The sequence below is a fragment of the Streptomyces griseus genome (genome assembly GCF_900460065.1).
Taxonomy (GTDB): Bacteria; Actinomycetota; Actinomycetes; order Streptomycetales; family Streptomycetaceae; genus Streptomyces; species Streptomyces griseus.
This window is the reverse complement of the sequence record NZ_UAVD01000004.1, coordinates 80,562-105,227: the sequence shown is the minus strand read 5'-3', so window position 1 is coordinate 105,227 and position 24,666 is coordinate 80,562. Positions and strand designations below refer to the sequence as shown.

Here is a 24,666-nt window from a genome sequence, read left to right as displayed (position 1 = left end):
GTTCGGCGCGGGGCCGCCGGAGCGCCTCCCGCCACCGGTTCAGCGGCTGGTGTCCAGGATGACGCGGGCCACGAGCGCCGGGTCGTCGTTCATCGGGACATGCCCGCAGCCGGGCAGCCGCACGAGCCGGGCGTGCGGGATCACCCGCTTGGCGCGGATCCCCTGCCTGGGCAGCAGTATCCGGTCCCGGGTGCCCCAGGCGACGGAGACGGGGACGCCCTTGACCTCGTCGCGAAAGAGCAGGCCCCTGCCGGTGTCCAGCGTCTGGTGGAAACCGGTGGCTCCTCGCAGGGCGAACGTCTCGGCGACGACGGCCTCCGGTGAACGCCTGCCGGGCCGGGCGTAGATGGTGCTGGTGAGGGTCGCTCGGCCGGCCGCGCTGCGCGACAGGCGCTCGATCAGTCCCGCCGGCAGGGCCAGCGCGCTGCGGCGCATGGTCCGCAGGGTGCCGAACGCGTAGCGCCGTTCCGCCTCGGTCCAGAAGCCCGCCGGGGACAGCGCGGTCACCGACCGCACCAGGCCGGTGCGCCCCAGCTCCAGGGCGAGCAGGCCGCCCAGCGAGTTGCCGGCCACATGGGGCCGGTCCAGGCCCAGTTCGGCGCAGAAGGCACCGAGCACCCGGCCGACGGTCGCGAGGTCGTAGGGGACGCCGTCCGGCAGTGCGGGCGAGGCGCCGAAGCCGGGCAGGTCCACGGCTGTCACCTCGCGCTCGGCGGCCAGGATCCGTGCCACCGGGTCCCAGGCCCGCAGATGGTGCCCGATGCCGTGCAGCAGCAGCAACGGTTCGCCCGAGCCGGTCCGTTCGTACGCGACCGAGACCGGGCGGGGGCCGTCGGCCGTTGCGACGGTGAAGGAGACCGTGGTGGTCATGCTGCTGCTCCCTGACGTGGGTAGACATCTCGTCAACAACAATTACCGTTGGGTAGCTTGTAGTTCAAGAGGCTCGGCGATTCCCGCTGGACACCGTGTGGCCGGTGGGCTGGGATGGGCCGATGACCGTCGATACCGCGACCGAGGCCTTCGAAGAACACCGGCCCGTTCTCACCGGTGTCGCGTATCGCATGCTCGGCCGCGTCGCCGACGCCGAGGACGTGGTCCAGGAGGCGTGGCTGAGGTGGTCGGCGGCGTCGCGCGAGGACGTCCGGGAGCCGCGGGCCTTCCTGGTGCGGATCACCACCCGCCTCGCCATCGACCGGCTCCGGCACCTCCGGTCGCGCCGGGAGTCGTACCCGGGGACCTGGCTGCCCGAGCCGGTGGTCACGGATTTCGGCCCGGCCGTGCCGGACACCGCGGAGCGCGCCGTCCTCGCCGACTCCGTGTCGCTGGCCGTGCTGGTCGTCCTCGAATCGCTCTCGCCGCTGGAACGTGCGGTGTTCGTGCTCCGGGAGGCCTTCGGGTTTCCGTACGCCGAGATCGCCACCGCCCTGGACCGCTCCGAGGAGGCCGTCCGGCAGCTCGCCGGCCGGGCCAGGCGGCACGTGGAGGGGCGCAAGCCGCGGTACGACGTGGACCCGGCCGAGCGGCGCGACCTCACCGAACGCTTCCTCGCCGCCGCCTCCGGGGGCGGCATCGAGCAGCTGCTCGCGCTGCTGGCCCCGGACGTCCGACTGGTCAGCGACAGCGGTGGCAAGGCGAAGGCGCCGCGGCGGATCATCGAGAGTGCCGACAAGGTCGGCCGCTTCCTCTTCGCGGTGGCCGGGGAACTCGGCCCGGACGGGGAGATCCGCGTCGTGGAGCTCAACGGCGGGCCCGCCGCCGTCTACTTCATCGGAGGGAGGGTGGACACCGTCTTTCAGATCGAAGTCAGCCAAGGTGTTATTCAATGCGCCTATATCATTCGTAATCCGGACAAGCTTTCCGGACTGTCCGCCGTATAGCCAAAAGCGCCACCGGCCCCATCGGTCCCCGGAGCCCCTCGGGTCGACCAAGGGCCTGGTCAGAGCCCCGCCGTCCATCGCGGCTGCGGGGCTTCGTGCTGCGTTCTCCTCACGGCACCGCGAACGTCGTGTGAACGCTCTGCGCCAGAGTTCCGTTTCGTTCCGTTACGGACTAAGGATTGGTCTTGACCAAGGGGGTATGCCGTCCTAGGGTCTCCACTTAAGACAGGAACCTTTAATAAATAACGTCGCGGAAAGACACCGGGCGATTGCGGAGGATCAGGGTGGGGACCACGCAGCTGGAATCGGTACAGGAGCCGAAGTACTGGCACCTCAAGACCGTGCTCAGTGAGGCACTCGACTCGGACTTTGCGGTGGGGGAGATCCTGCCCAACGAGCGGGACCTCGCTGCGCGGTTCGGTGTCGCGCGAGCCACGCTCCGGCAGGCTCTGGAGCAGCTCGAGCTCGAAGGCAGACTGCAGCGCCGCCGCGGCGTGGGGACGACCGTCGCCCCACCGCGCGTGGGCATCGCCGTCTCCACCGCCCAGCACGAATGGACCGGCGGCGTCAGCGGCGAGGCCTGGCAGCCGGTCGACAGCGCCATGGACAAGGCCCCTGCCGCGGTGGCCTCCATGCTCGGCACGGACCCCGCGGAACCGGTGCACGTGGTGCGCCGTATCCGCGACACCCAGGGGCAGGCGGTGGCGGCGGAACTCCTCTACATCCCCGCCTCCTCGGTGCCCGACCTCTCCGCCATAGAAGCCCCGTCGGGTGCCGTCCGCGCCCGCGGCGTGCTGCGTGAGCTGCACCGGCTCGACCTCCAGGGCCAGGACCGCTCCGTGGAGCTCGGCTCGGCGCGCGCGGACGACGCCAAGGAGCTGGACCGGCTCCCCGGCGCCCCCGTCCTCGTCGTCACCACCCGCTACCTCACCGCGGACGGAACGGCGGCCGTGTCCGTCGCCACCTACCGCGCGGACACCTGCCGGCTCACCTTCGGGGACTCCGGCGCGCTGGAGATCAGCCACGACGAACAGCCGCAGCGCCAGGCCTCCTGACGCCTCCGGCCCGCCCGGCACCATGCCCGCCGCTTCTCCAGGCTCCCGACCCGGAGAACCGGCGGGCGCACGCGTCTCCAGCCCGATCCGGTGCCGGACGACCGATCCGGCACCGGACGGCCCGGGCGATGCGCCCGGCGCCGGGGCAGCGCAGTTGACCCGCCCCGCTCCCGGGGGGACGCCCATGGCCCGGCGACGCGCACCCGGCCCCGGGAACCGGCCCTCCCCGCGGGGTCAGTCAGCGGCGGGCCGTCACGGCCCCCTCGACGGCGAACAGCTGCTCCTCGACGTGGTCCAGGGCGAGCCGCAGCGCACCCGTCGCGACGGCGGCCTCCCCGAGCAGCGACAGGGTCACCCGGGGCGGGCGCAGGCAGTAGCGGGCCAGCTCCCTGCGCAGGGGCTCCAGCACCCCGTCCAGCCCCGCGGCCCAGCCCCCGACGACGACCAGCTCCGGGTCGAGGGCCAGCACCAGCGCCGCCACATCGTGCACCAGCCGCTGCAGGAAGCGCTCGACCGCGGCCTGGGCCCCCGCGTCGCCCTCCCGGGCCTTGGCGAACACCGCGGCCACCGCAAGCTCGTCCAGCGGGTCCAGCGGCGTGTCCGTCGTCGACAGCAGATGCTCCGGGGTCACGTCCCGCCCCAGCAGGTGCAGAGCGCCGATCTCCCCGGCGGCCCCGCCGAACCCCCGGTGCAGCCGCCCGCCGATCAAGGAGCCCGCGCCGGGGCTCAGCCCCGCCAGGACGAAGACCACGTCGTCGGACTCGGTGGCGGCGCCCTTCCAGTGCTCCGCCACCGCGGCGGCGTTGGCGTCGTTCTCGACGAGCACGGGGCAGCGGAACGAACGGCGCAGCCGCTCCCCGAGCGCGAGACCGGTCCAGTCCGGCAACGCCGTACCCAGCCGCACGGTGCCGTCGGCCTCCACGATCCCGGGACTGCCCACGCCGACCGCGCGCAGACTGCTCCGGGCCACCCCGGTGCGCCGCAGCACGTCCGCGATGACGGCCCGCACCTGGTCGAGCCGGTCGTCCGCGCCGGCGGTCTCCGACACCACGCGGGAGCCCGCCCCGATGATCCGGCCGTCGAGCCCCGAGATGAGTGCCGACACCCGGTGCGGACCGATCTCCACCCCGAGCAGATGCCCCGCCTCGGCCCGGAAACGGAACCTCCGGGCGGGACGCCCCTGCCGCCGTGCCTCGCCCTCGTCGGGCAGCGCCTCGACCACGAGCCCCGCTTCGAACAGCCCCTCGACGACCCCCTCGACCGTCGGCCGGGACAGTCCCGTGATCCGCGTCAGATCCGTCAGCGTCGGCGCGCCGGCCCCTCTCAGGGCGTGCAGTACTACCGCGGAATTGATCCGCCGCAACAGCGAGGGGTCCCCACCGGTCAGCCGGCCCACGGTATGTCCTCCCAGCTCGTGCGCATGTCTGCCGGATCGTACTCGCTGGCCGGGAGCCCTGCGACCAGCCAGGAAAGCCGGTATCGAGCCGCAACCTCGGTCACCCCGGAGCGACGAACCCGGACTCGTACGCCGCGATGACCGCCTGGGTGCGATCCCTGGCCCCCAACTTCGCCAGGACCGAGCTGACATGGGTCTTCACCGTCTCCGTCCCGACGACGAGGGCAGCCGCGATCTCCGCGTTCGACAGACCTCGGGCCATCAACCGGAGCACCGCCGCCTCCCGCTCCGTGAGCGCCGCCCGGTCGAGAGCGGCCCGCGCCTTGTCCGTCCCGTACTCGGCGGCGAGCTGCCGGACCGCCGCCGGGAACAGCAGGGACTCCCCCTCGGCCACCAGACGCACAGCGTGCACGATCTCCGCCGGCCTGGCCCGCTTGAGCAGAAAGCCGTCCGCCCCCGCCCTCAACGCCTCGTACACGTACTCGTCGTTCTCGAACGTCGTCACCACCAGGATCTTCGGGGGATGCGGCACCGTACGCAGCACCAGCCGGGTCGCCTCGATGCCGTCCATCAGCGGCATCCGCACATCCATCGCCACCACGTCGGGCCGCAACCGGTTCACCAGGGGGAGCACCGCCGCGCCGTCCGCGGCCTCGCCCACCACCTCGATATCGGGCTGGGCCTCCAGCACGGCACGCAGCCCGGCGCGTACCAGCGGCTCGTCATCGACCAGAAGAACGGTGAAGGGCATCCGACCAGCGTATGCCGTCCAGGGGCAGGCTCACGCGCACCCGCCAATCGCCCTCCCGCGACTCCATCCGTGCCTTTCCGCCCAGCAACGCGGCGCGCTCCCGCATACCGCGCAGCCCACTGCCGCTCCCCGGCAGGCCGGCCGTCCCGGAGAGCGGGTTGACCACCTCCAACTCCAGCCGCCCGTCGGCCACCAGGATGCTCACCCGGATGGGTACCGGTCCCGCGTGACGCAGCACGTTGGTGAGGCTCTCCTGAAGGATCCGATACCCCTCCCGCGAGACCGGCGCCGGGACCAGTCCCAGGTCCCCGGTCACCCGCGCGTCCACCTTCGCCCCGGAACTCCTCGCGGAGTCCAGCAGCCGCTTCGCCTCTCCCAGCGTCGGCCGACGGCTCACGGGTGTGCCGGACTCACGCAGCACCCGCAGCACCCGCTCCAGGTCCTCCAGCGCATCCCGCCCCGTCTCCTCGATGGCGGCCAGCGCCCGCTCGGTGAACGCCGGATCGTTCGCCGCCCGCGCCGCACCGGCCTGCACCACCGCCACCGTCAGCGCATGGCCGATGGAATCGTGCAGCTCCCGCGCCATGCGATTGCGCTCCAGCAACTGCTCGGTCAGCTCCTCCAGCACACTGAGCCGGTCCGTCGGCGACGGGCCGAGCAGCCACCGGGCGGCCGCCGTGCTGACCCGGCCGCCGAGGACCACCAGAACGAGCAGCGGAACGATCGGCAGCGGTGCGAGCAACGCGTTCCACCAGTGCGGGTCCATGCCCTCGACCAGCCCGCCCGGAGGCCTGCCCGTCACCGACAGGGCGAGCTCGATCGACGCCACGGGCAGCCAGAGGGCCATGATCGCCGCGGCCGAGATCAGGAGCCGCAACTCCAGCCAGAGCACGGTCCGCCAGCGCTCCGCCCAACTCGTCGAGGAGGCGACCGAGATGGAGGCGTCGGGCTGCCCACGCTCGGACGGGGTCAGCAGCAACTGCGCCTGGAGTCCCTCCTCTAGCCGCATCGCGGGTATGAGGCCCACCGGCACCGCGAAGAGCAGGGGCATCCAGAGCTGGTCGGAGATGAAGAACCACAGACTGGCCGCGGCAGCCGGAATGAACATGTGCAACCAGCGGCTGTAGGTGACCGCGCTGGTCAACGGGGTGAGGATGCGGTGCATGTCCTCATCGTCCCAGCGGGCCGGGCGCACCGGCTCCCCCATGAGAGGGAGACGATCCCCGCTGACGGGGGAGGCGGGTCGCCCGGCGTACCGGCCAGGCTTGAGGACATGACCAGCATCGACGTCCACGAGCTCACCAAGGAGTACGGAACCACCCGTGCGGTGGACCGCCTCAGCTTTCGCGTGCAACCGGGCAGGGTCACCGGATTCCTCGGCCCCAACGGCGCCGGCAAATCCACGACCATGCGTCTCGTCCTCGGCCTGGACCGGCCGACCAGCGGCTCGGCCACCATCGGCGGGAGGTCCTGTGCCCAGCTCACCGAACCGCTGCGCACCGTCGGCGCCCTGCTCGACGCCCACGCGGCCCACGGCGGGCGCACACCGCGCAGCCATCTGGCCGTTCTCGCCGCGAGCAACGGGATACCCGGGTCACGGGTGCGGGCCGTGCTGGAGGAGACCGGGCTCGGCGACGTGGGCGCACGGCGGATCAAGTCCTTCTCCCTCGGCATGCGCCAGCGTCTCGGCATCGCGGCCGCCCTGCTCGGCGACCCGCGGGTGATCATGCTCGACGAGCCGTCGAACGGCCTGGATCCCGAAGGCATCATCTGGATCCGCGAACTCATGAAGCGGCTCGCCCGCGAAGGCCGGACAGTGCTGGTCTCCAGCCACCTCATGAACGAGACCGCCTCCTTCGCCGACCATCTGGTGGTGCTCGGCCGGGGCAGACTGCTCGCCGATATGCCGATGAAGCAGTTCCTGGACTCCCGCAGCCGCCCCCGCGTACGCCTGCGAACGACCGAACCGGCCAGGCTCCACGCGTCGCTGGCCTCCAAGGGGCTGACCGGAGTGCCGGCCGAGGACGGGCGCTGGGTGATCGACGGCGTCACGGCGGCGGAGATCGGCGCGCTCGTCGCCGGAGAAGGCATTCCCCTGCTCGAACTGGGCGATGAGCGCGCCACATTGGAGCAGGCCTACCTCGACCTCACGGCGGAGGACACCCCGTTCGCCGCTTCCCCCGCCCGCAACCGTCAGGAGGCGTGACCATGACCCCCACGGCCGTGCTCCACTCCGAGTGGCTCAAGATCAGGTCGATACGGTCGATCCACGGCTCCCTGCTGGCGGTCCTCGCCACCACCCTCGGCATCACCGTGCTCATCCTGGGCACCACCGGCCAGGAGCAAGCGGAGCGGCCCGGATCCGATGTGCTCCTCAACGCCTTCTTCGCGCTGACCTTCGGGCAGATCGCGGCCATCGTGTTCGGCGCGACCGCGGTCTCCTCCGAGTTTCTCAACGGAGCGCTGCGCATATCCCTCGCCGCGGTTCCCCGGCGCTCCCTCTTCTACGCGGCGAAGATGACGGCGATCGGCGGATCGGCGCTCGTCGTCGGCCTGGTGACCAGCTTCACGTCCTTCCTGGTCGGCCAGCTGTTCCTGGGGGAGCACGCGATCGGCCTGGGACACCCGGGCGCGCTGCGTGCCGTCTTGGGCGGGGGGATCTATCTGGCGCTGATGGCACTGCTCGCGGCGGGCCTCGCGGCGCTCCTGCGGAGCGCGGTGGCGGTGCTCGGCCTGCTCATACCACTCTTTCTCATCGTCCCCTTCGTGTTGGTGGACGTTGCCACCGAGGTCGTCGCCTATCTGCCCGACCGCGCGGGGCAGGCGGTGCTCCACCAGAACCCGGCGGACGGCCCGGGGCCGTGGGCCGGCCTGGGCGTGACCGCCGTATGGGCGGCGGCAGCGCTCCTGGCGGGCTGGTGGGCGATCCGCAACCGGGACGCGTAGGCAGGCGGGCCGGGGGAGGGGCGCGGCCCGGAGCGGTTCAGCCGGCCCGGGTGGGGCCGGAGACCGGCGGGTCGGCCGGGGGCCGGGTGAGGACGGCGTCCCGGAGGCGGGCGTACTCCTCGGCCATGGTCCGGACCGTCCAGTGGGCGTTCAGGCCGCTGGGGTTGGGCAGCGCCCACACGCGGGCACCGCCGACCGTGCGGTCCTGGGGGCCGATCCGGGCACGGGGCTCCCGGAACGCCGTGCGGTAGGCCGTGATCCCGACCACCGCGAGCCACTGGGGCGCGAGCCGTTCGACCTTGGCCGTCAGAGCCGCACCGCCCTCCCGGAACTCGTCCGCTCCGAGCTCGTCGGCCCGGGCCGTGGCCCGGGCCACCACGTTGGTGATGCCGAGCCCGAGCCCGAGCAACTCGGCCTGTTCGGACGGACGCAGCTGCCGGGGCGTGAAACCCGAGCGGTGCAGAACCGGCCAGAACCGGTTCCCGGGGTGAGCGAAATGGTGACCCGTCACCGCCGTCGTGAGGCTCGGGTTGATGCCGCAGAAGAGGACGCGCAGACCGCCCGTGACCACATCGGGGACGACGCGGTCACGGGCGGCGCTCAACTCTTCGGGGGTCATGCGGTGAGGACGGGGCCGGTCAGAGAATCGAGCCGGGGGTGTACTTCGCGGCCTCGGGGTACTGCTCGGTGATCTTCTCGATCCGGTCGACCAGCGACGTCACCTGATCGCCGGCGGCGCCCGTGAACGAGAGCTTGTCGGCCATCAGCTCGTCCAGCTGCGCCCGGTCCAGCGGGATCCGGTCGTCCGCGGCGAGCTTGTCGAGCAGCTCGTTGCGCTCGGCGCCCTGCTCCCGCATCGCGAGGGCGGAGGCGACCGCGTGCTCCTTGATCGCCTCGTGCGCCTCCTCGCGGCCGACCCCGGCCCGTACGGCGCCCATCAGGACCTTGGTGGTGGCCAGGAACGGAAGGTAGCGGTCCAGCTCGCGCGCCACGACGGCGGGGAACGCGCCGAACTCGTCCAGCACCGTCAGGAAGGTCTCCAGGAGGCCGTCGAACGCGAAGAAGGCGTCCGGGAGGGCCACGCGGCGGACCACGGAGCAGGACACGTCGCCCTCGTTCCACTGGTCGCCCGCCAGCTCGCCGGTCATCGAGGCGTAGCCGCGCAGGATCACCATCAGGCCGTTCACCCGCTCGCAGGAGCGCGTGTTCATCTTGTGCGGCATGGCGGACGAGCCGACCTGGCCGGGCTTGAAGCCCTCGGTCACCAGCTCGTGGCCGGCCATCAGGCGGATGGTCTTCGCCACCGAGGAGGGCGCCGCGGCGAGCTGCACCAGCGCGGTGACCACGTCGTAGTCGAGCGATCGGGGGTAGACCTGGCCGACCGAGGTGAACGCCTCGGCGAAGCCGAGGTGCCCGGCGATGCGCTGCTCCAGGTCGGCGAGCTTGCCCGCGTCGCCACCGAGCAGGTCCAGCATGTCCTGCGCCGTGCCGACCGGGCCCTTGATGCCGCGCAGCGGGTAGCGGGAGAGGAGGTCCTCCAGCCGGCCGTGGGCGACCAGCAGCTCGTCGGCCGCGGTCGCGAAGCGCTTGCCCAGCGTCGTCGCCTGCGCGGCCACGTTGTGGGAGCGTCCGGCGATGACGAGCTCGCGGTATTCCGCCGCGAGCTTGCCGAGCCGGGCCAGTACGGCCACGGTGCGGTCGCGCATCAGCTCCAGCGACAGACGGATCTGGAGCTGCTCGACGTTCTCCGTCAGGTCCCGGGAGGTCATGCCCTTGTGGACCTGCTCATGGCCGGCGAGGGCGTTGAACTCCTCGATCCGGGCCTTCACGTCATGCCGGGTGACCTTCTCGCGCTCGGCGATCGAGGCCAGGTCCACCTGGTCCAGCACCCGCTCGTAGTCGGCGAGCGCCGCATCGGGCACCTCGATCCCGAGGTCCTTCTGAGCGCGCAGCACCGCCAGCCACAGCTGACGCTCCAGCTTCACCTTCTGCTCGGGGGACCAGAGGACGGCGAGCTCCGCGGAGGCGTAGCGGCCGGCCAGGACATTGGGGATGCGAGGCTTCGCAGACACAGCAGTCACGTGGAGGGATTGTACTGGCGGTTTGTGCAGGCCAGCGACCCGCCCCGGTTTGTGGCTTGCTACGAAGCAGCGGGGGAGGGCGCCGGCCCGGGTGACCGGTTCAGCCGGTCTCCGCGATGCCCGCCGCGGTGTCGGGCGAGACGACGCGGCGCCATCCCGTCACCGGGCCCGGGGTGTCCACGTCCTCCGGCGTGATCCAGAAGGCCCGGCCCGTGGTCGCGTCGAACTGGGCGCCCCAGCGCCCGTCGCCGGAGGAGCGGCCGGTGAGCCGCCGCCCGATCCAGGGGGCCAGGTGCTGACGGGCGAAGCGGATGTCCTCCGTTCGCCGGGCCGCCCAGCGCGGCGGCGCGGTCGCGGGCATCCGCGCACGCCAGTCCAGCTCCGCCGGCAGCCCCAGCGTCTGCCAGACGGCCTCGGCGACGCGCCGGTGGCCCTCGGCGGTGAGATGGAGCCGGTCGACGTCCCACATCCGGGGATCGGCGATCGAGGGCGCGGAGTAGAGGTCCACGACCGCCGCGCCGTGCTGCCCGGCCAGATCGTCGATCAGGGCGAACAGCGCCTCCACCCGGGGGCGGAACCGGTCGAACACCGGCCCGCTCCGCCCGGGGCTGCGCATCAGCACCAACTGCTTGCAGGTCGGCGCGAGACGCTCCACGGCCTCTTCGAGCCGCCCCCTGACCATCCCCATGTCGCACTTCGGGCGCAGCGTGTCGTTGAGCCCGCCGACGAGGGTGACCACATCGGCCCGGAGCGAGGCCGCCGCCTCCACCTGCTCGTCGACGATCTGGCCGATCAGCTTTCCGCGTACGGCGAGATTGGCGTAGCGGAAACCGGGGGACCGGACCGCGAGCCGGGCGGCGAGGAGGTCGGCCCAGCCCCGGTAGGTGCCGTCGGGGAGCAGGTCCGACATGCCCTCGGTGAACGAGTCGCCGACCGCGACGAGACTGGTGTAGGAGGCATTCAATTCCATGGCCCGATGAGCGTACCGGTCGGTAGGCCGGGAGGCCAGCAGGTCAGCGGGACCCCGGCCGTCCGACCAGTTCGCGCAGTACGTCCTCCATGGTGACCATGCCGGCCAACCGGTCGTCCTCGTCGAGAACGGCCGCCAGATGGGTCCGGCTGCGCCGCAGGGCGGTGAGCACGTCATCCAGCGGAGTCGCCGCCCGGACGCGGGCGATCGGCCGCATCGCTGTCACCGGGAAGGGGACGTCCCGGGGCATCGCGTCCAGGGCGTCCTTCACATGGAGGTAGCCGAGGATCCGCTGCTCGCTGTCCATCACCGGGAAGCGGGAGAACCCGGACTCGGACGAGAGCCGCTCCAGCTCCTCCGGTGTGGTGCCGACCCGGGCGTACAGCACCCGGTCGACGGGCATGACCACATCCCGCACCGGCCGGCGCCCCAGCTCCAGGGCGTGGTGCAGGCGCTGCGCGGAGCGGTCGTCGACCAGCCCGGCATCTCCGGCGTCCTGGACCAGCCGGGCCAGTTCGTCGTCCGAGAACGTCGCCGAGACCTCGTCCTTCGTCTCCACTCGCAACAGCTTGAGCAGGGTGTTGGCGAACGCGTTGATCGCGAAGATCACCGGCCGCAGGGCGCGGGCCATCGCCACCAGCGGTGGACCCAGCAGCAGGGCGCTCCGAGCCGGTTCGGCCAGTGAGATGTTCTTCGGCACCATCTCGCCGAGCAGCATGTGCAGATAGGTGGCCACGCTCAGCGCGATGACGAACGACAACGGGTGGACCAGTCCGTGCGGCACCCCCACCGCGTCGAAGACCGGCTCCAGCAGGTGGGCGATGGCCGGTTCGGCGACGATGCCCAGCACCAGGGTGCAGAGGGTGATGCCGAGCTGGGCGGCGGCGAGCAGCGCGGAGACGTGTTCCAGCCCCCAGATGACACTGCGGGCCCGCCGGTTCCCGGCCTCGGCCTCCGGTTCGATCTGGCTGCGGCGCACGGAGATCAGCGCGAATTCGGCGCCCACGAAGAAGGCGTTGGCCACGAGGGTCAGCAGACCGATGAACAACTGGAGAACGATCACCGCGCGTCCTCCGTCCGCTCGTCGTCCGACCCCGGCAGCGGCGCGTGCAGCAGGGCCCGCGCGGCACGACGGCCCGAGGCGTCGACCACGTCGATCCGCCATCCCTCCAGCTCGACGCTGTCGTCCACCGTGGGGATCCTTCCGATCTCGGCGGCGATCAGCCCCGCGAGCGTCTCGTAGGGGCCGTCCGGCACCCGTAGCCCGATCCTGCGGAGCTGATCGGTGCGCGCCGCCCCGTCGGCCGACCACAGGGTCCGACCGTCGGCGTCCTCACCGGCCGCGGCGAGGTCCGGCGTCTCGTGCGGATCGTGCTCGTCCCGGACCTCGCCGACGACTTCCTCCACGATGTCCTCCAGCGTCGCGACTCCGGCCGTCCCGCCGTACTCGTCGATCACCACGGCCATGGCGAGCCTGCCGGACAGCCGGTCCAGCAGCCGGTCCACGGTGAGCGTCTCCGGTACGAGCAGGGGCTCGCGCAGCAGCTCCGAGATCCGGGTGTGGGGCCGCCGGTCGGCGGGGATCGCCAGCACGTCCTTGATGTGGGCCACGCCGACCACCGTGTCCAGGCTGCCCCGGTAGACCGGGAAACGGGACAGGCCGGTCGCCCGGGTGGCGTTGGCGACGTCCTCGGCCGTCGCGCGCACCTCCAGTGCGGTGACCTGCACCCGCGGTGTCATCACGTTCTCCGCGGTCAGCTCCGAGAGGTTCAGGGTGCGGACGAACAGCTCGGCCGTGTCCGCCTCCAGCGCGCCCGCCTTCGCGGAGTGCCGGGCCAGGGCCACCAGCTCCTGCGGACTGCGGGCGGAGGCCAGCTCCTCGGTCGGCTCCAGACCGAACCGGCGCACGATCCGGTTGGCCGTGTTGTTGAGATGGCTGATGAAGGGCCGGAACAGCGCGGTGAAGACGCGTTGCGGTGTGGCCACCGCCTTGGCCACGGCGAGCGGGGAGGAGATCGCCCAGTTCTTCGGGACCAGTTCGCCGACCACCATCAGGACCACCGTGGACAGCGCCGTACCGAGCACGAGCGCCAGGGTGGACGCGGCGGCGGGAGGCAGCCCAGCCGCCTCGACGGGGCCTCGGATCAACTTGGCGATGGACGGTTCGGAGAGCATGCCGATCACCAGATTGGTGACCGTGATGCCGAGCTGGGCCCCCGAGAGCTGGAAGGTGAGGCTCCGGACCGCTTTGAGCGCGCTCGCCGCGCCCCGGTCGCCCCGCTCGACAGCCCGTTCGAGATCGCCGCGTTCCACCGTGGTCAGGGAGAACTCCGCCGCGACGAACGCGCCGCAGGCGACGCAGAGCAGCAGGGCGACGAGCAGCAGCAGCACTTCGATCATCGGTTCACCTCCGTCCCATGATCGGGCAGGGGCGGGGGGACCGCGCGGTGTCGGCGGTATCGGCTACGGGGAGGCTCGCCCATGGACGGACGTTCACACCTTTCGGCAGGGTGACGGAGAGCGGATCATCGTAGGGCGTCTGCCCAGCCGCGCCCCGCCCACCGCGTCAATGTCCCGCCGGAAGGGTCCGGAAGGGTCCGGAAAGGTCCGGAAGCAGCCCAGAGGCAGCCGGAAGCCGTCGGAGGCCGTCGTCAGCCCCCCCGTACCGCGCCGGAGAGGCCTGCGGCATCGCTGCCGCACCCGCCCGCCCTGCCGCTCAGCACCGCTCAGCCGGTCAGGTGCTTCACCCAGCGGCTCCACTGCGGCTCGGCCTCGTAGCCGGCCGCGCGCCAGGCGTGGTGGGCCGACGTGTTGCGGTCGAGGACCATGGCGTCGGCGCGCCGCCCGCCCAGTGCGACGAACCGTTCCCCGGCCGCCGCCAGGAGGGCGCCGCCCACGCCCCGGCGCCGCTGGTCCGGGTGGACCGCGAGCCGGTAGAGGTGACAGCGCCAGCCGTCGAAGCCCGCGATGACCGTCCCCACCAGCGCTCCCTCCCGCTCCGCGAGTATCAAGGCGTCCGGGTCGCGTTCGACCAGCCGTGCGACCCCGTCCCCGTCGTCGCTGATGCTGGTGCCCTCGGCGGCCACCTTCCAGAAGGCGAGGACCGCGTCCAGATCGGCCGGGGTCGCGGCCCGTAGTGAAAGATCGTCCATGGTGGCCATCCCACCATCCGCCGCGCCGGGGCGGCGAGCGCGTTTCGCTGGGCGGACACGCTCCCCTTGCCGGTGCTAGCGCGACCGCGCTAGCGTGGTCGGGTGCCCAAGACCCAGCTGAACGTTCGAGTGGACGAGGCCACCGCCGAGGCCGCGCGGCAGCGCGCGCTGCAGAGGGGGATGAGCGTGAACCGCTACATAGAAGAACTCGTCCAGCAGGACGCCGGCGAGGTGGGACACACCTTCGTCGAGGCCGCGGCCGACTTCATGAAGCAGTACGAGTCGGTGTTCGCCGAGGAGTTCGGCCCGGAGCGCGAAGGCAGCCGTTGAACCTGCGGATCGACCTCTCCTGGCTGCTGATGGTCGCCGAGCACAAGACGCCCGGAGACCCGCAGGTCTCCGACTGGGGTGCGCTCGTCGCCGCCGTCGCCCGGCATGACGCGGAGATCTTCGGCAGCGCCGTCTACAGCGACCCGCACGCGCGGGCGGCCGCCCTGTTGCAGCTGCTCCTGCACGTACCCGCGCTCGAACACTCCAACGCGATGTTCGCCTCGGCCGTCGCCTACGGCTATCTCGTCGCCTCCGGGCTCAAGGTCACCACCTCGCCCGAGCAGGTCCGCGATCTGGCGCTGCTGGTGAAGCAGGGCAAGGCGGACGTGCGCGCCATCGCCGACGAGCTGCGGCAGTGGAGCGTGTGAGGGCGGGCGGAGCGACCCCCAGCACTCAGTCCTCGGTGAACGGCTTGCGGGCCACGCCCAGCACGCAGGGGGAGGAGGGCACCTGGAGGCCCCTCTCCGGAATCCGCAGTCTGCGGTACGTGCCGACCTCGAAGCCGGCCGCCGCGATCGCGGCCAGCGGGTCCCGGGCCGTGTGACAGCCGCCGAAGACCAGCGGCCACAGGGTCCGGTCGGCCACCCGCTGCGCCGCGGCCAGCGCCCGGCCCGGCGCCAGCCCGTGCTCGAAGAACCGCAGTTCGCCGCCGGGCCGCAGGACCCTCCTGATCTCGGCCAGCGCCCGGGGCAGATCCCGTACGGTGCACAGGACCAGGGAGGCCACCGCTCCGTCGAAGGCCTCGCTCTTGACCGGCAGCGCCTCGGCCGCCCCCGGCACCACGTCCACCGGCACCTCCGCGCGCAGGGCGGAGCGGACGGCGAGCTGCCGCAGCGAGCGTTCCGGCTCCAGCGCCACGACCTCCGAGACGGCGCCGGGATAGCGGGCGAAGTTCAGCCCGTTCCCCGCGCCGATCTCGATGACCCGGCCGGAGAGCCCCGAAAGCAGCTCCTCGCGGTACGCGGCGATGCCGCCCCTCAGGTCCGCCGTCACGCTCATCCGTGCGTAGAACCGGGCGAAGACCGGGTGGTGCACGGCGTCCCGGGGAAGCTTCCTGTTGCGCAACTGCATGACGGACCTCCGCTGCGGAGTGGACGTGGCGCTCGAGGAGCGGACGTGACGTTCCTCCACGATTCTCCCCCGGATCACCCCGGCGGGAATCCCCGAGGACCGCCCGGACGCCCCCGGAGGGCCCGTCAGCGCGTGGCCGCCCAGCTCCCTCCGAGCTCCGGAGCCAGCCAGTCCGGCGCGCGTGCCGCGAAGACGGCCCCCGGCAAGGAGCCCGCACCGGCCGGTACCGCGCCGAGCAGCGGTGCCCCGGCCGCCACCGGCAGGTCCTCGACGTTGCAGCGGGAGGCGAGGTCCGGTTCCGCCGGCATGCTGCCGATCACGACGCCCCGGCAGGCCAGCCCCCGGTTGCGCAGTGCCTCGGCCGTGAGCGCGGTGGCGTTCAGCGTGCCCAGGCCCGCGGGGGCCACCAGCAGTACCGGCGCGGACAGCAGACGGGCCGCGTCCGCGAGCGTGCCGCCCTCGTCGTCGAACCGCACGAGCAGCCCGCCCGCACCCTCCACCAGCACGAGGTCGTGCTCGGTGGCCAGCTTCTCCGCGGCCTCGGCCACCTCGTACGGCCGCACGGGTGCGAGCCCCGCCCGCCGGGCGGCCGTGGCCGGAGCCAACGGCTCCGGGAAGCGGGCCAGTTCGACCGCCGTCACCCGGCTCCCCGCCAGCCGCGCGACCTCCGCCGCGTCGCCCGGCTCCCCGGGGGCGAGCCCGGTCTGCGCGGGCTTGAGCACCGCGATCCGGCCCCGCGCGGCGGCCGCCACCGCGGCGGTCACCACGGTCTTGCCGATCTCCGTGCCCGTACCGGACACCACCAGAATCGTCGACATGTCGGCTCAGCCCTCCCGTGCCGCCGCGCACACGGCCCGGCAGATCCGCGCCACGTCCTCGTCCTCGGTGACGTACGGCGGCATCGTGTAGACGAGGTCGCGGAACGGCCGCAGCCAGACGCCCTCGCGCACGGCCGCGCGGGTCGCCGCCGCCATGTCCACCTCGTGGTCGAGCTGGACGACCCCGATCGCACCCAGCACGCGTACGTCCACCACTGCGGCGAGGTCCGCGGCGGGCGCGAGCCCCGAGCGCAGGCCCGCGCCGATCCGCGCCACCTCGCCCTCCCAGTCCTGCCCGAGCAGCAGGTCCACCGAGGCCGAGGCCACCGAGGCGGCCAGCGGATTGCCCATGAACGTCGGTCCGTGCGCCAGCACCGGCACCTCGCCGCTGGAGATGCCCTCGGCCACCCGGGTCGTGCACAGCGTCGCCGCCATCGTGAGATAACCGCCGGTCAGCGCCTTGCCGACGCACATGACGTCCGGCGAGATCCCCGCGTGTCCGGCGGCGAACAGCTTGCCCGTACGCCCGAAACCGGTCGCGATCTCGTCGAGGACCAGCAGGACGTCGTGCTCGTCGCAGGCCTCGCGCAGGACCCGCAGATAGGCGGGGGAGTGGAACCGCATCCCGCCGGCCCCCTGGACCACCGGCTCCACGATGACCGCCGCGAGCTCGTCGGCGTGCTCGGCGATCCCCTCCCGCAACCGCCTCGCGTACGCGGGGTCCGGCTCCGCGTCGAAGCCGTCCGGCGGGGCGTCGACGAAGACCTGACGGGGCAGCGAGCCCGACCACAGCTCGTGCATCCCGCCCTCCGGGTCGCACACCGACATCGGCTGCCAGGTGTCCCCGTGGTAGCCCCCGCGCCAGGTCAGCAGCCGCCGTTTGGCCGGGCGCCCGGCCGAACGCCAGTATTGGAGGCACATCTTGACCGCGACCTCCACGGAGACGGACCCCGAGTCGGCGAGGAAGACGTGCTGGAGCGGCCCGGGGGTGATCTCCACCAGCCGGGTCGCCAGCCGGACGGCGGGCTCATGGGTGAGCCCGCCGAACATCACATGGCTCATCCGGTCCAGCTGGCCGCGTGCCGCCTCGTTGAGGACCGGGTGGTTGTAGCCGTGCACCGCCGACCACCAGGACGACATGCCGTCCACCAACTCGCGCTGCCCCTCGACGGGTTCGGCGAGCCGGAGCCGAACCCCGGAGGCCGACTCCACGATCAGCGGCTCCTGGCGGCCCGGCATCGGACCGTACGGGTGCCAGACGTGCGCCCGGTCGAGCGCCCGCAGTTCGTCGGGGGCGTACGGCTTCGGCGCGGCGGACCGGGGGAGTGCGGCGGCGTACGGCTCAGGCATTGGGTGCGAGATCCGTTCCCGCACCGCGCCGGCGTACCGCCACCAGATCCGTACGCGCCGCACCGCTGGTCTCCGTGCGCGCCCCCGGGACGCTCTCCCCGGCGGCGGAGTCGGCGACCGCCACCGGCTCCCGCTCCCCGTGGCCACCGCACGGACCGCAGCCCGCGCCGCCGCCGTGCGAACCGCAGCCACCCGCCCCGGAGTCCTCGTGCGACCCGCAGCCCGAACCCGCCGTGGCGTCCCGCGTCCCGCAGCCGCCGCTCAGGGCGTCGGCCCGGTGGCGCGGAAGCGTGGTCGTGCCCGCGCCCTCCACCTCGAAACCGGCGTCCGCGATCATGTCCAGGTCGGTCTGGCCGGCCTGGCCCTCGCTCGTCAGGTAGTCGCCCAGGAAGATGGAGTTGACCAGGTGGAGCGCCAGCGGCTGCATCGAGCGCAGATGCACCTCACGGCCTCCGGCGAGCCGCACCTCGACGTCGGGGCAGACGAAGCGGACCATCGCCAGAATGCGCAGGCAGCGCTGCGGAGTGAGGTTCCACTCCTTGGCGAGCGGCGTTCCCTCGAACGGGATCAGGAAGTTGACCGGCACCGAGTCGGGGTCAAGGTCCCGCAGGGCGAACACGACGTCGACGAGGTCCTTGTCGCTCTCGCCCATACCGGCGATCAGCCCGGAGCACGCCGAGAGCCCGGCGGCCTGGGCCTGCTGCACGGTCTCCACCCGGTCCGCGTACGTGTGGGTGGTGGTGATCGCCCCGTACGTCTCCTCGGACGTGTTGAGGTTGTGGTTGTAGGCGTCGGCGCCCGCCGAACGCAGCCGGTCGGCCTGTCCGTCGGAGAGGAGACCGAGGCAGGCGCAGACCTCGATGCCCTCGTTCTCCTCCTTGATCGCCTCGATGGTCTTCGAGACGCGGTCGACGTCCCGGTCCGTCGGGCCGCGCCCGCTCGCCACCAGGCAGACCCGCTTGGCGCCGCCCGCGACCCCGGCGGCGGCGGCCCTGGACGCCTCCTCCGGCTTCAGCCAGGTGTACTTGAGGATTCCGGCCTTCGAGCCGAGCCGCTGCGAGCAGTAGGAGCAGTCCTCGGGGCAGAGCCCCGATTTGAGGTTGACCAGATAGTTGAGCTTGACGCGCCGCCCGAACCACTGACGGCGCACCTTCCCGGCGGCCGCCACCACGTCGAGCAGCTCGTCGTCGGAGGTCGCCAGTACGGCGAGCGCTTCTTCGCGGGTCGGCGGTTCGCGCCGCAGCCCCTTGTCCACCAGCGTGTTCAGCAGGTCCATGAAAGATGATCCTGACGTACGGCACCGCCTCCAGCCAAGGAGGAACCAGACAGGAGACCCGGGCGAGGGTGTGTGTATTGCCACACCCTGACCTGCTGCGCACCCGGCTAGGGTCTGTTGGCTGCCTACAAAGCGACCGTCCGCACCGGACCGTCCACGCGGAGCCGCCCGCCGAGCGCCCGCCTACCCAAGGGACCGCCCCATGTCCTTCGCCCCGTTCGACTGGATCGACGCCGAGGCCCGCAACAGGGCCGCCGCCGGACTCGTGCGGACCCTGCGCCCGCGCGGCGCCGGGCCGGAGCCGCTGGACCTCGCGAGCAACGACTACCTCGGCCTCACCCGGCACCCGGAGGTCACGGCCGCCGCCGGTGCCGCCGCGCACCGCTGGGGTGCCGGGGCGACGGGGTCCCGGCTGGTCACCGGCTCCACCGCGCTGCACGCCGAACTCGAACGCGAACTGGCCGCGTTCTGCGGCTTCGAGGCCGCCCTCGTGCTCTCCTCCGGATACGCGGCCAACCTCGCCGCGCTGACCGCGCTGACCGGGCGCGGCTCCCTCATCGTCTCCGACGCGGGCAACCACGCCTCGATCGTGGACGGCTGCCGGCTCTCCCGCGCCGGGACCGCCGTCGTGCCCCATGCGGACGCGGACGCGTTCGAGAAGGCCCTGCGGGAACACGGCGGGCGGGCCCTCGCCGTCACCGACTCGGTCTTCTCCGTCGATGGCGACGCCGCACCGCTCACCGCCCTGGCCGAGGTCTGCCGCGCCGCGAACGCCGCCCTGCTGGTCGACGACGCCCACGGCCTCGGAGTGCTGGGCGAGGGCGGCCGCGGCGCGCTCGCCGCAGCCGGGCTGGCGGGCCACGGCGGGGTCGTGGCCACGCTCACCCTGTCCAAGTCCCTGGGCAGCCAGGGCGGAGCGGTACTGGGACCCGCCCGGGTCATCGACCACCTGGTCAACACCGCCCGCACGTTCATCTTCGACACCGGACTCGCCCCGGCGGCGGCCGGCGGCGCGCTCGGGGCCCTCGGGATCCTGCGCCGGGAGCCCGAACGGGCGGCCCGCGCCCGGGAGGTGGCCACCGCGCTGTTCACCCGGCTCACCGCCGCCGGGCTGAGCGCGGTCCGGCCCGACGCGGCCGTCGTCTCCGTCCGGGCGCCCTCGGCGGACGCGGCCGTGCGCTGGGCGGCCGACTGCCGCGCGGCCGGGACGGCGGTGGGCTGCTTCCGCCCGCCGTCGGTGCCGGACGGCGTTTCGCGGCTGCGGTTGACGGCGCGCGCCGACCTGACCGAGGAACAGATCACGACCGCGGTGGCCACGGTCCTCGCCACCGCTCCCCGGCAGGCGGACGCTCCGGTCAGGTGAAGATCCGCGGCTCGGCTCCGTCCGGGCCGAGCCCGTCCACGAAGGTGTTCCAGGCCGCCGCCGAGAAGCGCAGCGGAGGCCGGCGCACGTCCTTGGAGTCGCGTACGGCGAGGAGCGCGCCGCCCAACAGGGCAGCCTCCACGCAGTTGTTCATTCCGGTGGAGCGGCTGCTGCGCCGCCACCGCGGGGCGGGCGGCGCGCCGGGCGGCGGCGGTGCGGTGGACTCTGCGAGACGGTCCGACATGGCGGCCCCTTAGCTGCGTCTGATCTCGGTCATGAGGTCCAGCGAGCGTTCTGGTGACAGCGCGTGTGCCTGCAAGGAACGGAAGGCCGAGCTGTACGCGTCGAGGTCTTCTTTCCGCTCCAGATAGAGGCTACTCGTCAAGTGGTCAAGAACGACCACATCCAGATCAGAAATGTTCGGAAAGGAGAAGATAACGAAAGGCCCGGTGAGTCCGACGTACCCGCCGACCGAGAACGGCAGCAACTGAATGTGCACGTGCGGCAGTTGGGCGACACAGGTCAGGTGGAGCAGTTGGTCCCTCATCACCTCCCGTCCGCCCACCTCGCGGTGGAGGACCGCCTCGTCGAGCACGGCGGTGAAGCGCAGCGGCGGACTCGCGCGCAGCACCCGCTGGCGGGTCAGCCGGACCTCGACCAGCGAGTCCAGCCGGCCGTCCGGTAAGCCGTCCAGCGAGGCGCGGGTCACGGCGCGCGCGTATCCGGCGGTCTGGAGCAGCCCCGGCACCACCGAGGTCTCCAGGGTCCGGACCGCACTGGCCTGCGACTCCAGGCTGATGAAGTCCCGGTACTGCGGCGGGATCAGCCCCCGGTAGGCATGCCACCAACCCGAACCGCCCCCGCCCGCCGACCCGGCGAGCACTTCGAGCAGGGAGCGCAACTGGGTGTCGCACACCGCGTAGGCGTCCAGCAGCCGTGACACGTCGGCGGGCGTCACCCCGCTCGCGCCCGTCTCGATGCGGCTCACCTTCGACTGGTGCCAGCCGAGCAGCCGCGCCGCGTCCCGGCTGGTCAGCCCGGAGGCGTGGCGCAGACTCCGCAGCTCCTCACCGAGCTTGCGGCGCCGGACGGCGGGGCCGTGCGTCATGCCGGTCTCCTTCTGCTGTCGGGAGGGGCCGGCCCGTCGCCGGGACCGGCCCGCAGAGGGGTCAGTGTGCCGTCCGTCCACGCCGCACGGGTCCCGAATTCACCGCTTCGAGCGACAGATATATGCATATCTTGGCCGAACGCCGTTACAGGGAGCTGCATCAATGGCAGTCTGGCGCGAAGCACAATCCTGGTCGGCCGCCGGTCGACCAGGGCGGGAAAGGGACGGCGTCGCCATGGCAGACCATCAGGAAGCAACCGTCACGCTGCCGACCGATCCGGTCTCGGTCTCATCGGCCCGCAGACATGTCGCCAGGACCCTGGCCCAATGGGGCCTGCCCGACGACTCCGAGTTCGCCGAAACCATCCGGCTGATCGTCTCGGAACTGGCCACCAACGCGGTCCAGCACACCTTCGGCCAGTCGCCCACCTTCACCGTGGACCTGCGTCTGGAACGGGACGAGGAGCTGTATCTCGGCGTCACGGACAGTCACCCCCGCTGGCCCCAGCGGCTGCCCGCCGCCGTACGGCAGGACAACGGCCGCGGCATGGTCATCATCCGGGCCCTGGCCAAGGAGCGCGGCGGGCGGCTCCAGGTGACCCCGACCGCCGAGGGCGGCAAAACGGTCTGGATCGCCCTTCCCTGGGTCGTCCCGATCCAGGGCTGACCCCGGCGGAGCTCAGCGCGCGGGGGCCGTGCTCCCGCGCCCGAAGCCGCTGCGCAGCAGCGCGAGCAGCGTCGCCGCCGCCGCGGTCGACCGCTCACCCCGGTGCACGACGGAGATGGTCCGGCGGAACGAAGCGGGTTCCAGCCGCCGGACCGACAGCGGGGCGGTCGCCATCGAGGCGACCATCTCCGGCACCACCGCCACCCCGAGGCCCGCGCTGACCAGCGCGCACACCAGCGCGTACCCGGGCGACTCGCACACCACCGCAGGTGTCGCCCCGGCCTCGGCGAGCGCTTTTTCGACCCCGCGCCGGGGCGGATGGGTCGGCGCGCTGCTGATCAACGGCCGCCCCGCCAGCTCGCCGACGGGCAGCCGCCCGGTGCCCTCGGAGAGCCGGTGGCCCACCGAGGCGACCAGCACCAGCTCCTCGACCAGCAGGGGTTCGACGAGAACGCCCGCCGGTGGGGGCTCGGCCGCCGCCGGCTCGTAGGCGTGGGTCAGGGCGAGATCCACCTCGCCCGCGACCACCGCTCCGATCCCGCCCGGCGGTTCGTAGTCCGCGACGGCCAGCTCGACCTCCGGATGGGCCCGCCGGAACGCGCTGAGGACCGGTGGCAGCAGATGGATCCCGGCCGTGGTGAAGGTCCCCACCCGCAGCCTGCCGCCTGAGAGCCCGGCCAGCCGGGCCAGCTCGTGCCGCGCCTGCTCCAACTCGTCCAGGACCCGCCGGGCCCGGCCCGCCAGCAGTTCGCCCGCCGCCGTCAGCCGCGCCCCGCGATGGTGGCGCACCAGCAGCGCCGCCCCGGCCTCCCGCTCCAGCTTGGCCAGCTGCTGGGAGAGCGCGGGCGCGGTGTAGCCCAGCCGGGCGGCGGCCCGGGTGATCGACCCGGCCTCCGCGACCGCCACGAGCGCCGCCAGCCTTGTGGGGTCGTACATGAAGCGTTCCTTTAGGCAGACCCAGAAGATTGCAAGTACACGCTAAAGGCTCCGCAGGCCCAAGGTGGACCCATGGACGCACAGCTGATCGCCTTCACCGGGGTCGCCGCCGGCATGGTCGCGCTGCCCGGCGCCGACTTCACCGTCGTCGTACGCAACGCCCTGGCCTCCCGCACCGCCGGTCTGGCCACCGCCCTCGGCGTCGCCGGAGGGCTGCTGGTGCACACCGCGCTCGCGGTCGCCGGACTCGCCGCGGTGCTGGTGACCGTGCCGGTGATCTTCCGCACCGTCCAACTGCTCGGCGGCGCGTACGTCCTCTACCTCGGGATCAGCGCGCTGTACGCGATCCGTCGCCGGTCCTCGCGGGACGGCTCGTCCTCCCCCGTACCGGAGGAGGACGAGTCGGGGCGGCCCGTGCCCAGGGAGTTCCGACGCGCGCTGCGCCAGGGGTTCCTGACCAACGCGCTCAACCCGAAGGCCCCGGTCCTCTTCCTCAGCCTGCTGCCGCAGTTCGTGCCCCACGGTCAGCCGCCGCTGCCCAGGACCCTGCTGCTCGCGGCCCTGGTGGTGGTGCTGGCACTGATCTGGTTCCCGGCCGTCGCCCTGCTCGTGGACCGGCTGGGCCGGTGGCTGCGCCGCCCGCGTACCGCCCGCGCCATCGAGGGCGGCAGCGGTGTGGCGCTCACCGGTCTGGGGCTGGCGCTGGTCACCGGCCCGCTGTTGCGCTGAGGGCGCGGGCGGCCCCGGGGGCGGGCCGGGCCGCCCGCACGGAAAGAGCGTCCGGTGAGCGGGTCAGCGGACCCGTCCGTACCAGACGCTCTTGGACCAGATTTTCGCCAGTCGCACCACGTCCCCCGATTTGGGGGAGTGCCAGATCTTCCCGGCCCCGGCGTAGATGCCCACGTGGTAGACGCTGCGCCCCGAATGGAAGAAGACGAGGTCGCCGCGTTTGCGCTGCGACTTCCCGATATGGCGGGTCTTGTTGTACTGCTGCTGTGCCGTGCGGGGAAGCTTCTTGCCGGCCTTCTTGAACGAGTAGACCGTCAGCCCCGAACAGTCGAAGCGGCTGGGACCGGCCGCTCCGTACTTGTAGGGGGCCCCCTTCTTCGACGCGGCGACCTTCAGGGCCTTCGTCGCATGGGTGGCGGCCTCGGCTTCGTTCACCAGGCCGGGCGCCAGCATCGTGGACGTCACGGCCAGGGTGAGTGCCGAGGCCGTGCCGACCCGGGCGAACAGAGACGGGACATGAACCTGCGCAGACATGCGCAACCCTTCGTCAGCCGCCTGTGAAGGATGACCTGTCGGGTTCGGGCTGGCGAAGTTGCCCGGCCGCTGTCGCGGCTTCACCCCGAGGGCTTCCCGGTCTCCCGGTCGGCCCGTTGTGCTCGGGTCCTCCACTCCTGCCGATCCACTCCTGTCGACCAGTCATCCGGGCGGCGGCAGGACTCGGCGTCCGCCCGGACCGCCCCGCCGCGGTGGCGGGGGCTTGTCGTCCCAGGGATCTTGACTCACCCGGTGC

Annotated in this window: 27 protein-coding genes; 9 read left to right on the top strand and 18 right to left on the bottom strand. The window is 72.5% G+C overall.

Translation table 11 applies throughout. The features are described from left to right. Positions 1–39: 39 nt before the first annotated feature. Positions 40–870, bottom strand: coding sequence for an alpha/beta fold hydrolase (locus tag DTB53_RS02080; protein ID WP_012381826.1), 831 nt, complete (start codon positions 868–870; stop codon positions 40–42). A gap of 122 nt (positions 871–992) precedes the next feature. On the opposite strand from DTB53_RS02080, the gene sigJ reads away from it, so the two are divergent. Both sigJ and DTB53_RS02070 read left to right on the top strand, forming a co-directional pair. After that, positions 993–1,877 carry an RNA polymerase sigma factor SigJ gene (gene sigJ, locus DTB53_RS02075; RefSeq protein WP_012381827.1) on the top strand — a complete coding sequence of 295 codons (885 nt, stop codon included), beginning with the start codon at positions 993–995 and terminating at the stop codon, positions 1,875–1,877. A 284-nt stretch (positions 1,878–2,161) separates the two neighbouring features. Continuing rightward, a complete protein-coding gene (locus tag DTB53_RS02070) occupies positions 2,162–2,932 on the top strand; it encodes a GntR family transcriptional regulator (protein ID WP_003970583.1) in 771 nt (256 codons plus the stop codon). Between the two features lie 238 nt (positions 2,933–3,170). Here DTB53_RS02070 and DTB53_RS02065 read toward each other — a convergent pair whose 3' ends face one another. The 3 genes from DTB53_RS02065 to DTB53_RS02055 all read right to left on the bottom strand — a co-directional run bounded on the left by DTB53_RS02065 (position 3,171) and on the right by DTB53_RS02055 (position 6,244). After that, the gene (locus DTB53_RS02065; RefSeq protein WP_012381828.1) at positions 3,171–4,328 is read right to left on the bottom strand and encodes an ROK family transcriptional regulator; all 1,158 of its coding nucleotides are present in this window, start codon (positions 4,326–4,328) and stop codon (positions 3,171–3,173) included. A gap of 100 nt (positions 4,329–4,428) precedes the next feature. Next, entirely contained in the window at positions 4,429–5,079 is a 651-nt protein-coding gene (locus DTB53_RS02060) for a response regulator transcription factor (RefSeq protein WP_003970585.1), read from the bottom strand. Next, positions 5,051–6,244 (bottom strand): sensor histidine kinase, encoded by a 1,194-nt coding sequence (locus DTB53_RS02055; RefSeq protein WP_012381829.1) that lies wholly within the window; start codon positions 6,242–6,244, stop codon positions 5,051–5,053. The genes DTB53_RS02060 and DTB53_RS02055 overlap by 29 nt, the downstream gene beginning before the upstream one ends. A 108-nt stretch (positions 6,245–6,352) precedes the next feature. Between DTB53_RS02055 and DTB53_RS02050 the strand changes: the two genes are divergently transcribed. Beyond that, on the top strand, positions 6,353–7,285 hold the full coding sequence (locus DTB53_RS02050) for an ABC transporter ATP-binding protein (RefSeq protein ID WP_012381830.1): 933 nt from the start codon (positions 6,353–6,355) through the stop codon (positions 7,283–7,285). A 2-nt stretch (positions 7,286–7,287) separates the two neighbouring features. Then, positions 7,288–8,025 carry an ABC transporter permease gene (locus DTB53_RS02045; protein ID WP_172595240.1) on the top strand — a complete coding sequence of 246 codons (738 nt, stop codon included), beginning with the start codon at positions 7,288–7,290 and terminating at the stop codon, positions 8,023–8,025. 37 nt (positions 8,026–8,062) lie between these two features. Here the strand turns inward: DTB53_RS02045 and mug are convergent, their stop codons facing one another. From mug to DTB53_RS02015, 6 genes are all read right to left on the bottom strand, one after another. Then, positions 8,063–8,644 (bottom strand): G/U mismatch-specific DNA glycosylase, encoded by a 582-nt coding sequence (gene mug, locus DTB53_RS02040; protein WP_012381832.1) that lies wholly within the window; start codon positions 8,642–8,644, stop codon positions 8,063–8,065. Positions 8,645–8,663: 19 nt separating this feature from the next. Beyond that, positions 8,664–10,106 carry an adenylosuccinate lyase gene (gene purB / locus DTB53_RS02035; RefSeq protein ID WP_012381833.1) on the bottom strand — a complete coding sequence of 481 codons (1,443 nt, stop codon included), beginning with the start codon at positions 10,104–10,106 and terminating at the stop codon, positions 8,664–8,666. A gap of 100 nt (positions 10,107–10,206) precedes the next feature. Further along, the gene (locus DTB53_RS02030; protein ID WP_003970591.1) at positions 10,207–11,076 is read right to left on the bottom strand and encodes an SGNH/GDSL hydrolase family protein; all 870 of its coding nucleotides are present in this window, start codon (positions 11,074–11,076) and stop codon (positions 10,207–10,209) included. Between the two features lie 43 nt (positions 11,077–11,119). After that, a complete protein-coding gene (locus tag DTB53_RS02025; RefSeq protein WP_003970592.1) occupies positions 11,120–12,139 on the bottom strand; it encodes a hemolysin family protein in 1,020 nt (339 codons plus the stop codon). Beyond that, positions 12,136–13,476, bottom strand: a complete 1,341-nt coding sequence (locus DTB53_RS02020; RefSeq protein WP_003970593.1) for a hemolysin family protein — start codon at positions 13,474–13,476, stop codon at positions 12,136–12,138. Before DTB53_RS02020 ends, DTB53_RS02025 begins: the two co-directional genes overlap by 4 nt. Positions 13,477–13,802: 326 nt before the next feature. Next, positions 13,803–14,237, bottom strand: a complete 435-nt coding sequence (locus DTB53_RS02015) for a GNAT family N-acetyltransferase (protein WP_042497619.1) — start codon at positions 14,235–14,237, stop codon at positions 13,803–13,805. 93 nt (positions 14,238–14,330) lie between these two features. Between DTB53_RS02015 and DTB53_RS02010 the strand changes: the two genes are divergently transcribed. Both DTB53_RS02010 and DTB53_RS02005 read left to right on the top strand, forming a co-directional pair. Further along, positions 14,331–14,558, top strand: coding sequence for a hypothetical protein (locus tag DTB53_RS02010; protein ID WP_003970595.1), 228 nt, complete (start codon positions 14,331–14,333; stop codon positions 14,556–14,558). Then, complete coding sequence (locus tag DTB53_RS02005; RefSeq protein WP_003970596.1) at positions 14,555–14,926, top strand: hypothetical protein; 372 nt, start codon at positions 14,555–14,557, stop codon at positions 14,924–14,926. Before DTB53_RS02010 ends, DTB53_RS02005 begins: the two co-directional genes overlap by 4 nt. A 25-nt stretch (positions 14,927–14,951) precedes the next feature. Here the strand turns inward: DTB53_RS02005 and DTB53_RS02000 are convergent, their stop codons facing one another. From DTB53_RS02000 to bioB, 4 genes are all read right to left on the bottom strand, one after another. Beyond that, a complete protein-coding gene (locus tag DTB53_RS02000; RefSeq protein WP_003970597.1) occupies positions 14,952–15,629 on the bottom strand; it encodes a class I SAM-dependent methyltransferase in 678 nt (225 codons plus the stop codon). Between the two features lie 125 nt (positions 15,630–15,754). Then, complete coding sequence (gene bioD, locus DTB53_RS01995; protein WP_003970598.1) at positions 15,755–16,447, bottom strand: dethiobiotin synthase; 693 nt, start codon at positions 16,445–16,447, stop codon at positions 15,755–15,757. A 6-nt stretch (positions 16,448–16,453) separates the two neighbouring features. After that, positions 16,454–17,797 carry an adenosylmethionine--8-amino-7-oxononanoate transaminase gene (locus tag DTB53_RS01990; protein WP_012381836.1) on the bottom strand — a complete coding sequence of 448 codons (1,344 nt, stop codon included), beginning with the start codon at positions 17,795–17,797 and terminating at the stop codon, positions 16,454–16,456. Next, a complete protein-coding gene (bioB, locus tag DTB53_RS01985) occupies positions 17,790–19,073 on the bottom strand; it encodes a biotin synthase BioB (protein WP_012381837.1) in 1,284 nt (427 codons plus the stop codon). Before bioB ends, DTB53_RS01990 begins: the two co-directional genes overlap by 8 nt. A gap of 202 nt (positions 19,074–19,275) precedes the next feature. Between bioB and DTB53_RS01980 the strand changes: the two genes are divergently transcribed. Continuing rightward, positions 19,276–20,436, top strand: coding sequence for an 8-amino-7-oxononanoate synthase (locus tag DTB53_RS01980; protein ID WP_012381838.1), 1,161 nt, complete (start codon positions 19,276–19,278; stop codon positions 20,434–20,436). Here DTB53_RS01980 and DTB53_RS01975 read toward each other — a convergent pair. Next, positions 20,429–20,680, bottom strand: coding sequence for a DUF397 domain-containing protein (locus DTB53_RS01975; RefSeq protein WP_003970602.1), 252 nt, complete (start codon positions 20,678–20,680; stop codon positions 20,429–20,431). The two genes, DTB53_RS01980 and DTB53_RS01975, sit on opposite strands and share 8 nt — an antisense overlap. A gap of 9 nt (positions 20,681–20,689) precedes the next feature. Further along, the gene (locus DTB53_RS01970; RefSeq protein WP_012381839.1) at positions 20,690–21,544 is read right to left on the bottom strand and encodes a helix-turn-helix domain-containing protein; all 855 of its coding nucleotides are present in this window, start codon (positions 21,542–21,544) and stop codon (positions 20,690–20,692) included. A 235-nt stretch (positions 21,545–21,779) separates the two neighbouring features. Between DTB53_RS01970 and DTB53_RS01965 the strand changes: the two genes are divergently transcribed. Continuing rightward, positions 21,780–22,211 carry an ATP-binding protein gene (locus DTB53_RS01965; RefSeq protein ID WP_003970604.1) on the top strand — a complete coding sequence of 144 codons (432 nt, stop codon included), beginning with the start codon at positions 21,780–21,782 and terminating at the stop codon, positions 22,209–22,211. Between the two features lie 12 nt (positions 22,212–22,223). Here the strand turns inward: DTB53_RS01965 and DTB53_RS01960 are convergent, their stop codons facing one another. Beyond that, a complete protein-coding gene (locus DTB53_RS01960; protein WP_012381840.1) occupies positions 22,224–23,147 on the bottom strand; it encodes a LysR family transcriptional regulator in 924 nt (307 codons plus the stop codon). A gap of 72 nt (positions 23,148–23,219) precedes the next feature. On the opposite strand from DTB53_RS01960, the gene DTB53_RS01955 reads away from it, so the two are divergent. Then, positions 23,220–23,876, top strand: coding sequence for a LysE family translocator (locus tag DTB53_RS01955; RefSeq protein ID WP_012381841.1), 657 nt, complete (start codon positions 23,220–23,222; stop codon positions 23,874–23,876). Between the two features lie 63 nt (positions 23,877–23,939). Here the strand turns inward: DTB53_RS01955 and DTB53_RS01950 are convergent, their stop codons facing one another. Next, a complete protein-coding gene (locus tag DTB53_RS01950) occupies positions 23,940–24,410 on the bottom strand; it encodes a C40 family peptidase (RefSeq protein WP_003970607.1) in 471 nt (156 codons plus the stop codon). Positions 24,411–24,666: the final 256 nt, after the last annotated feature.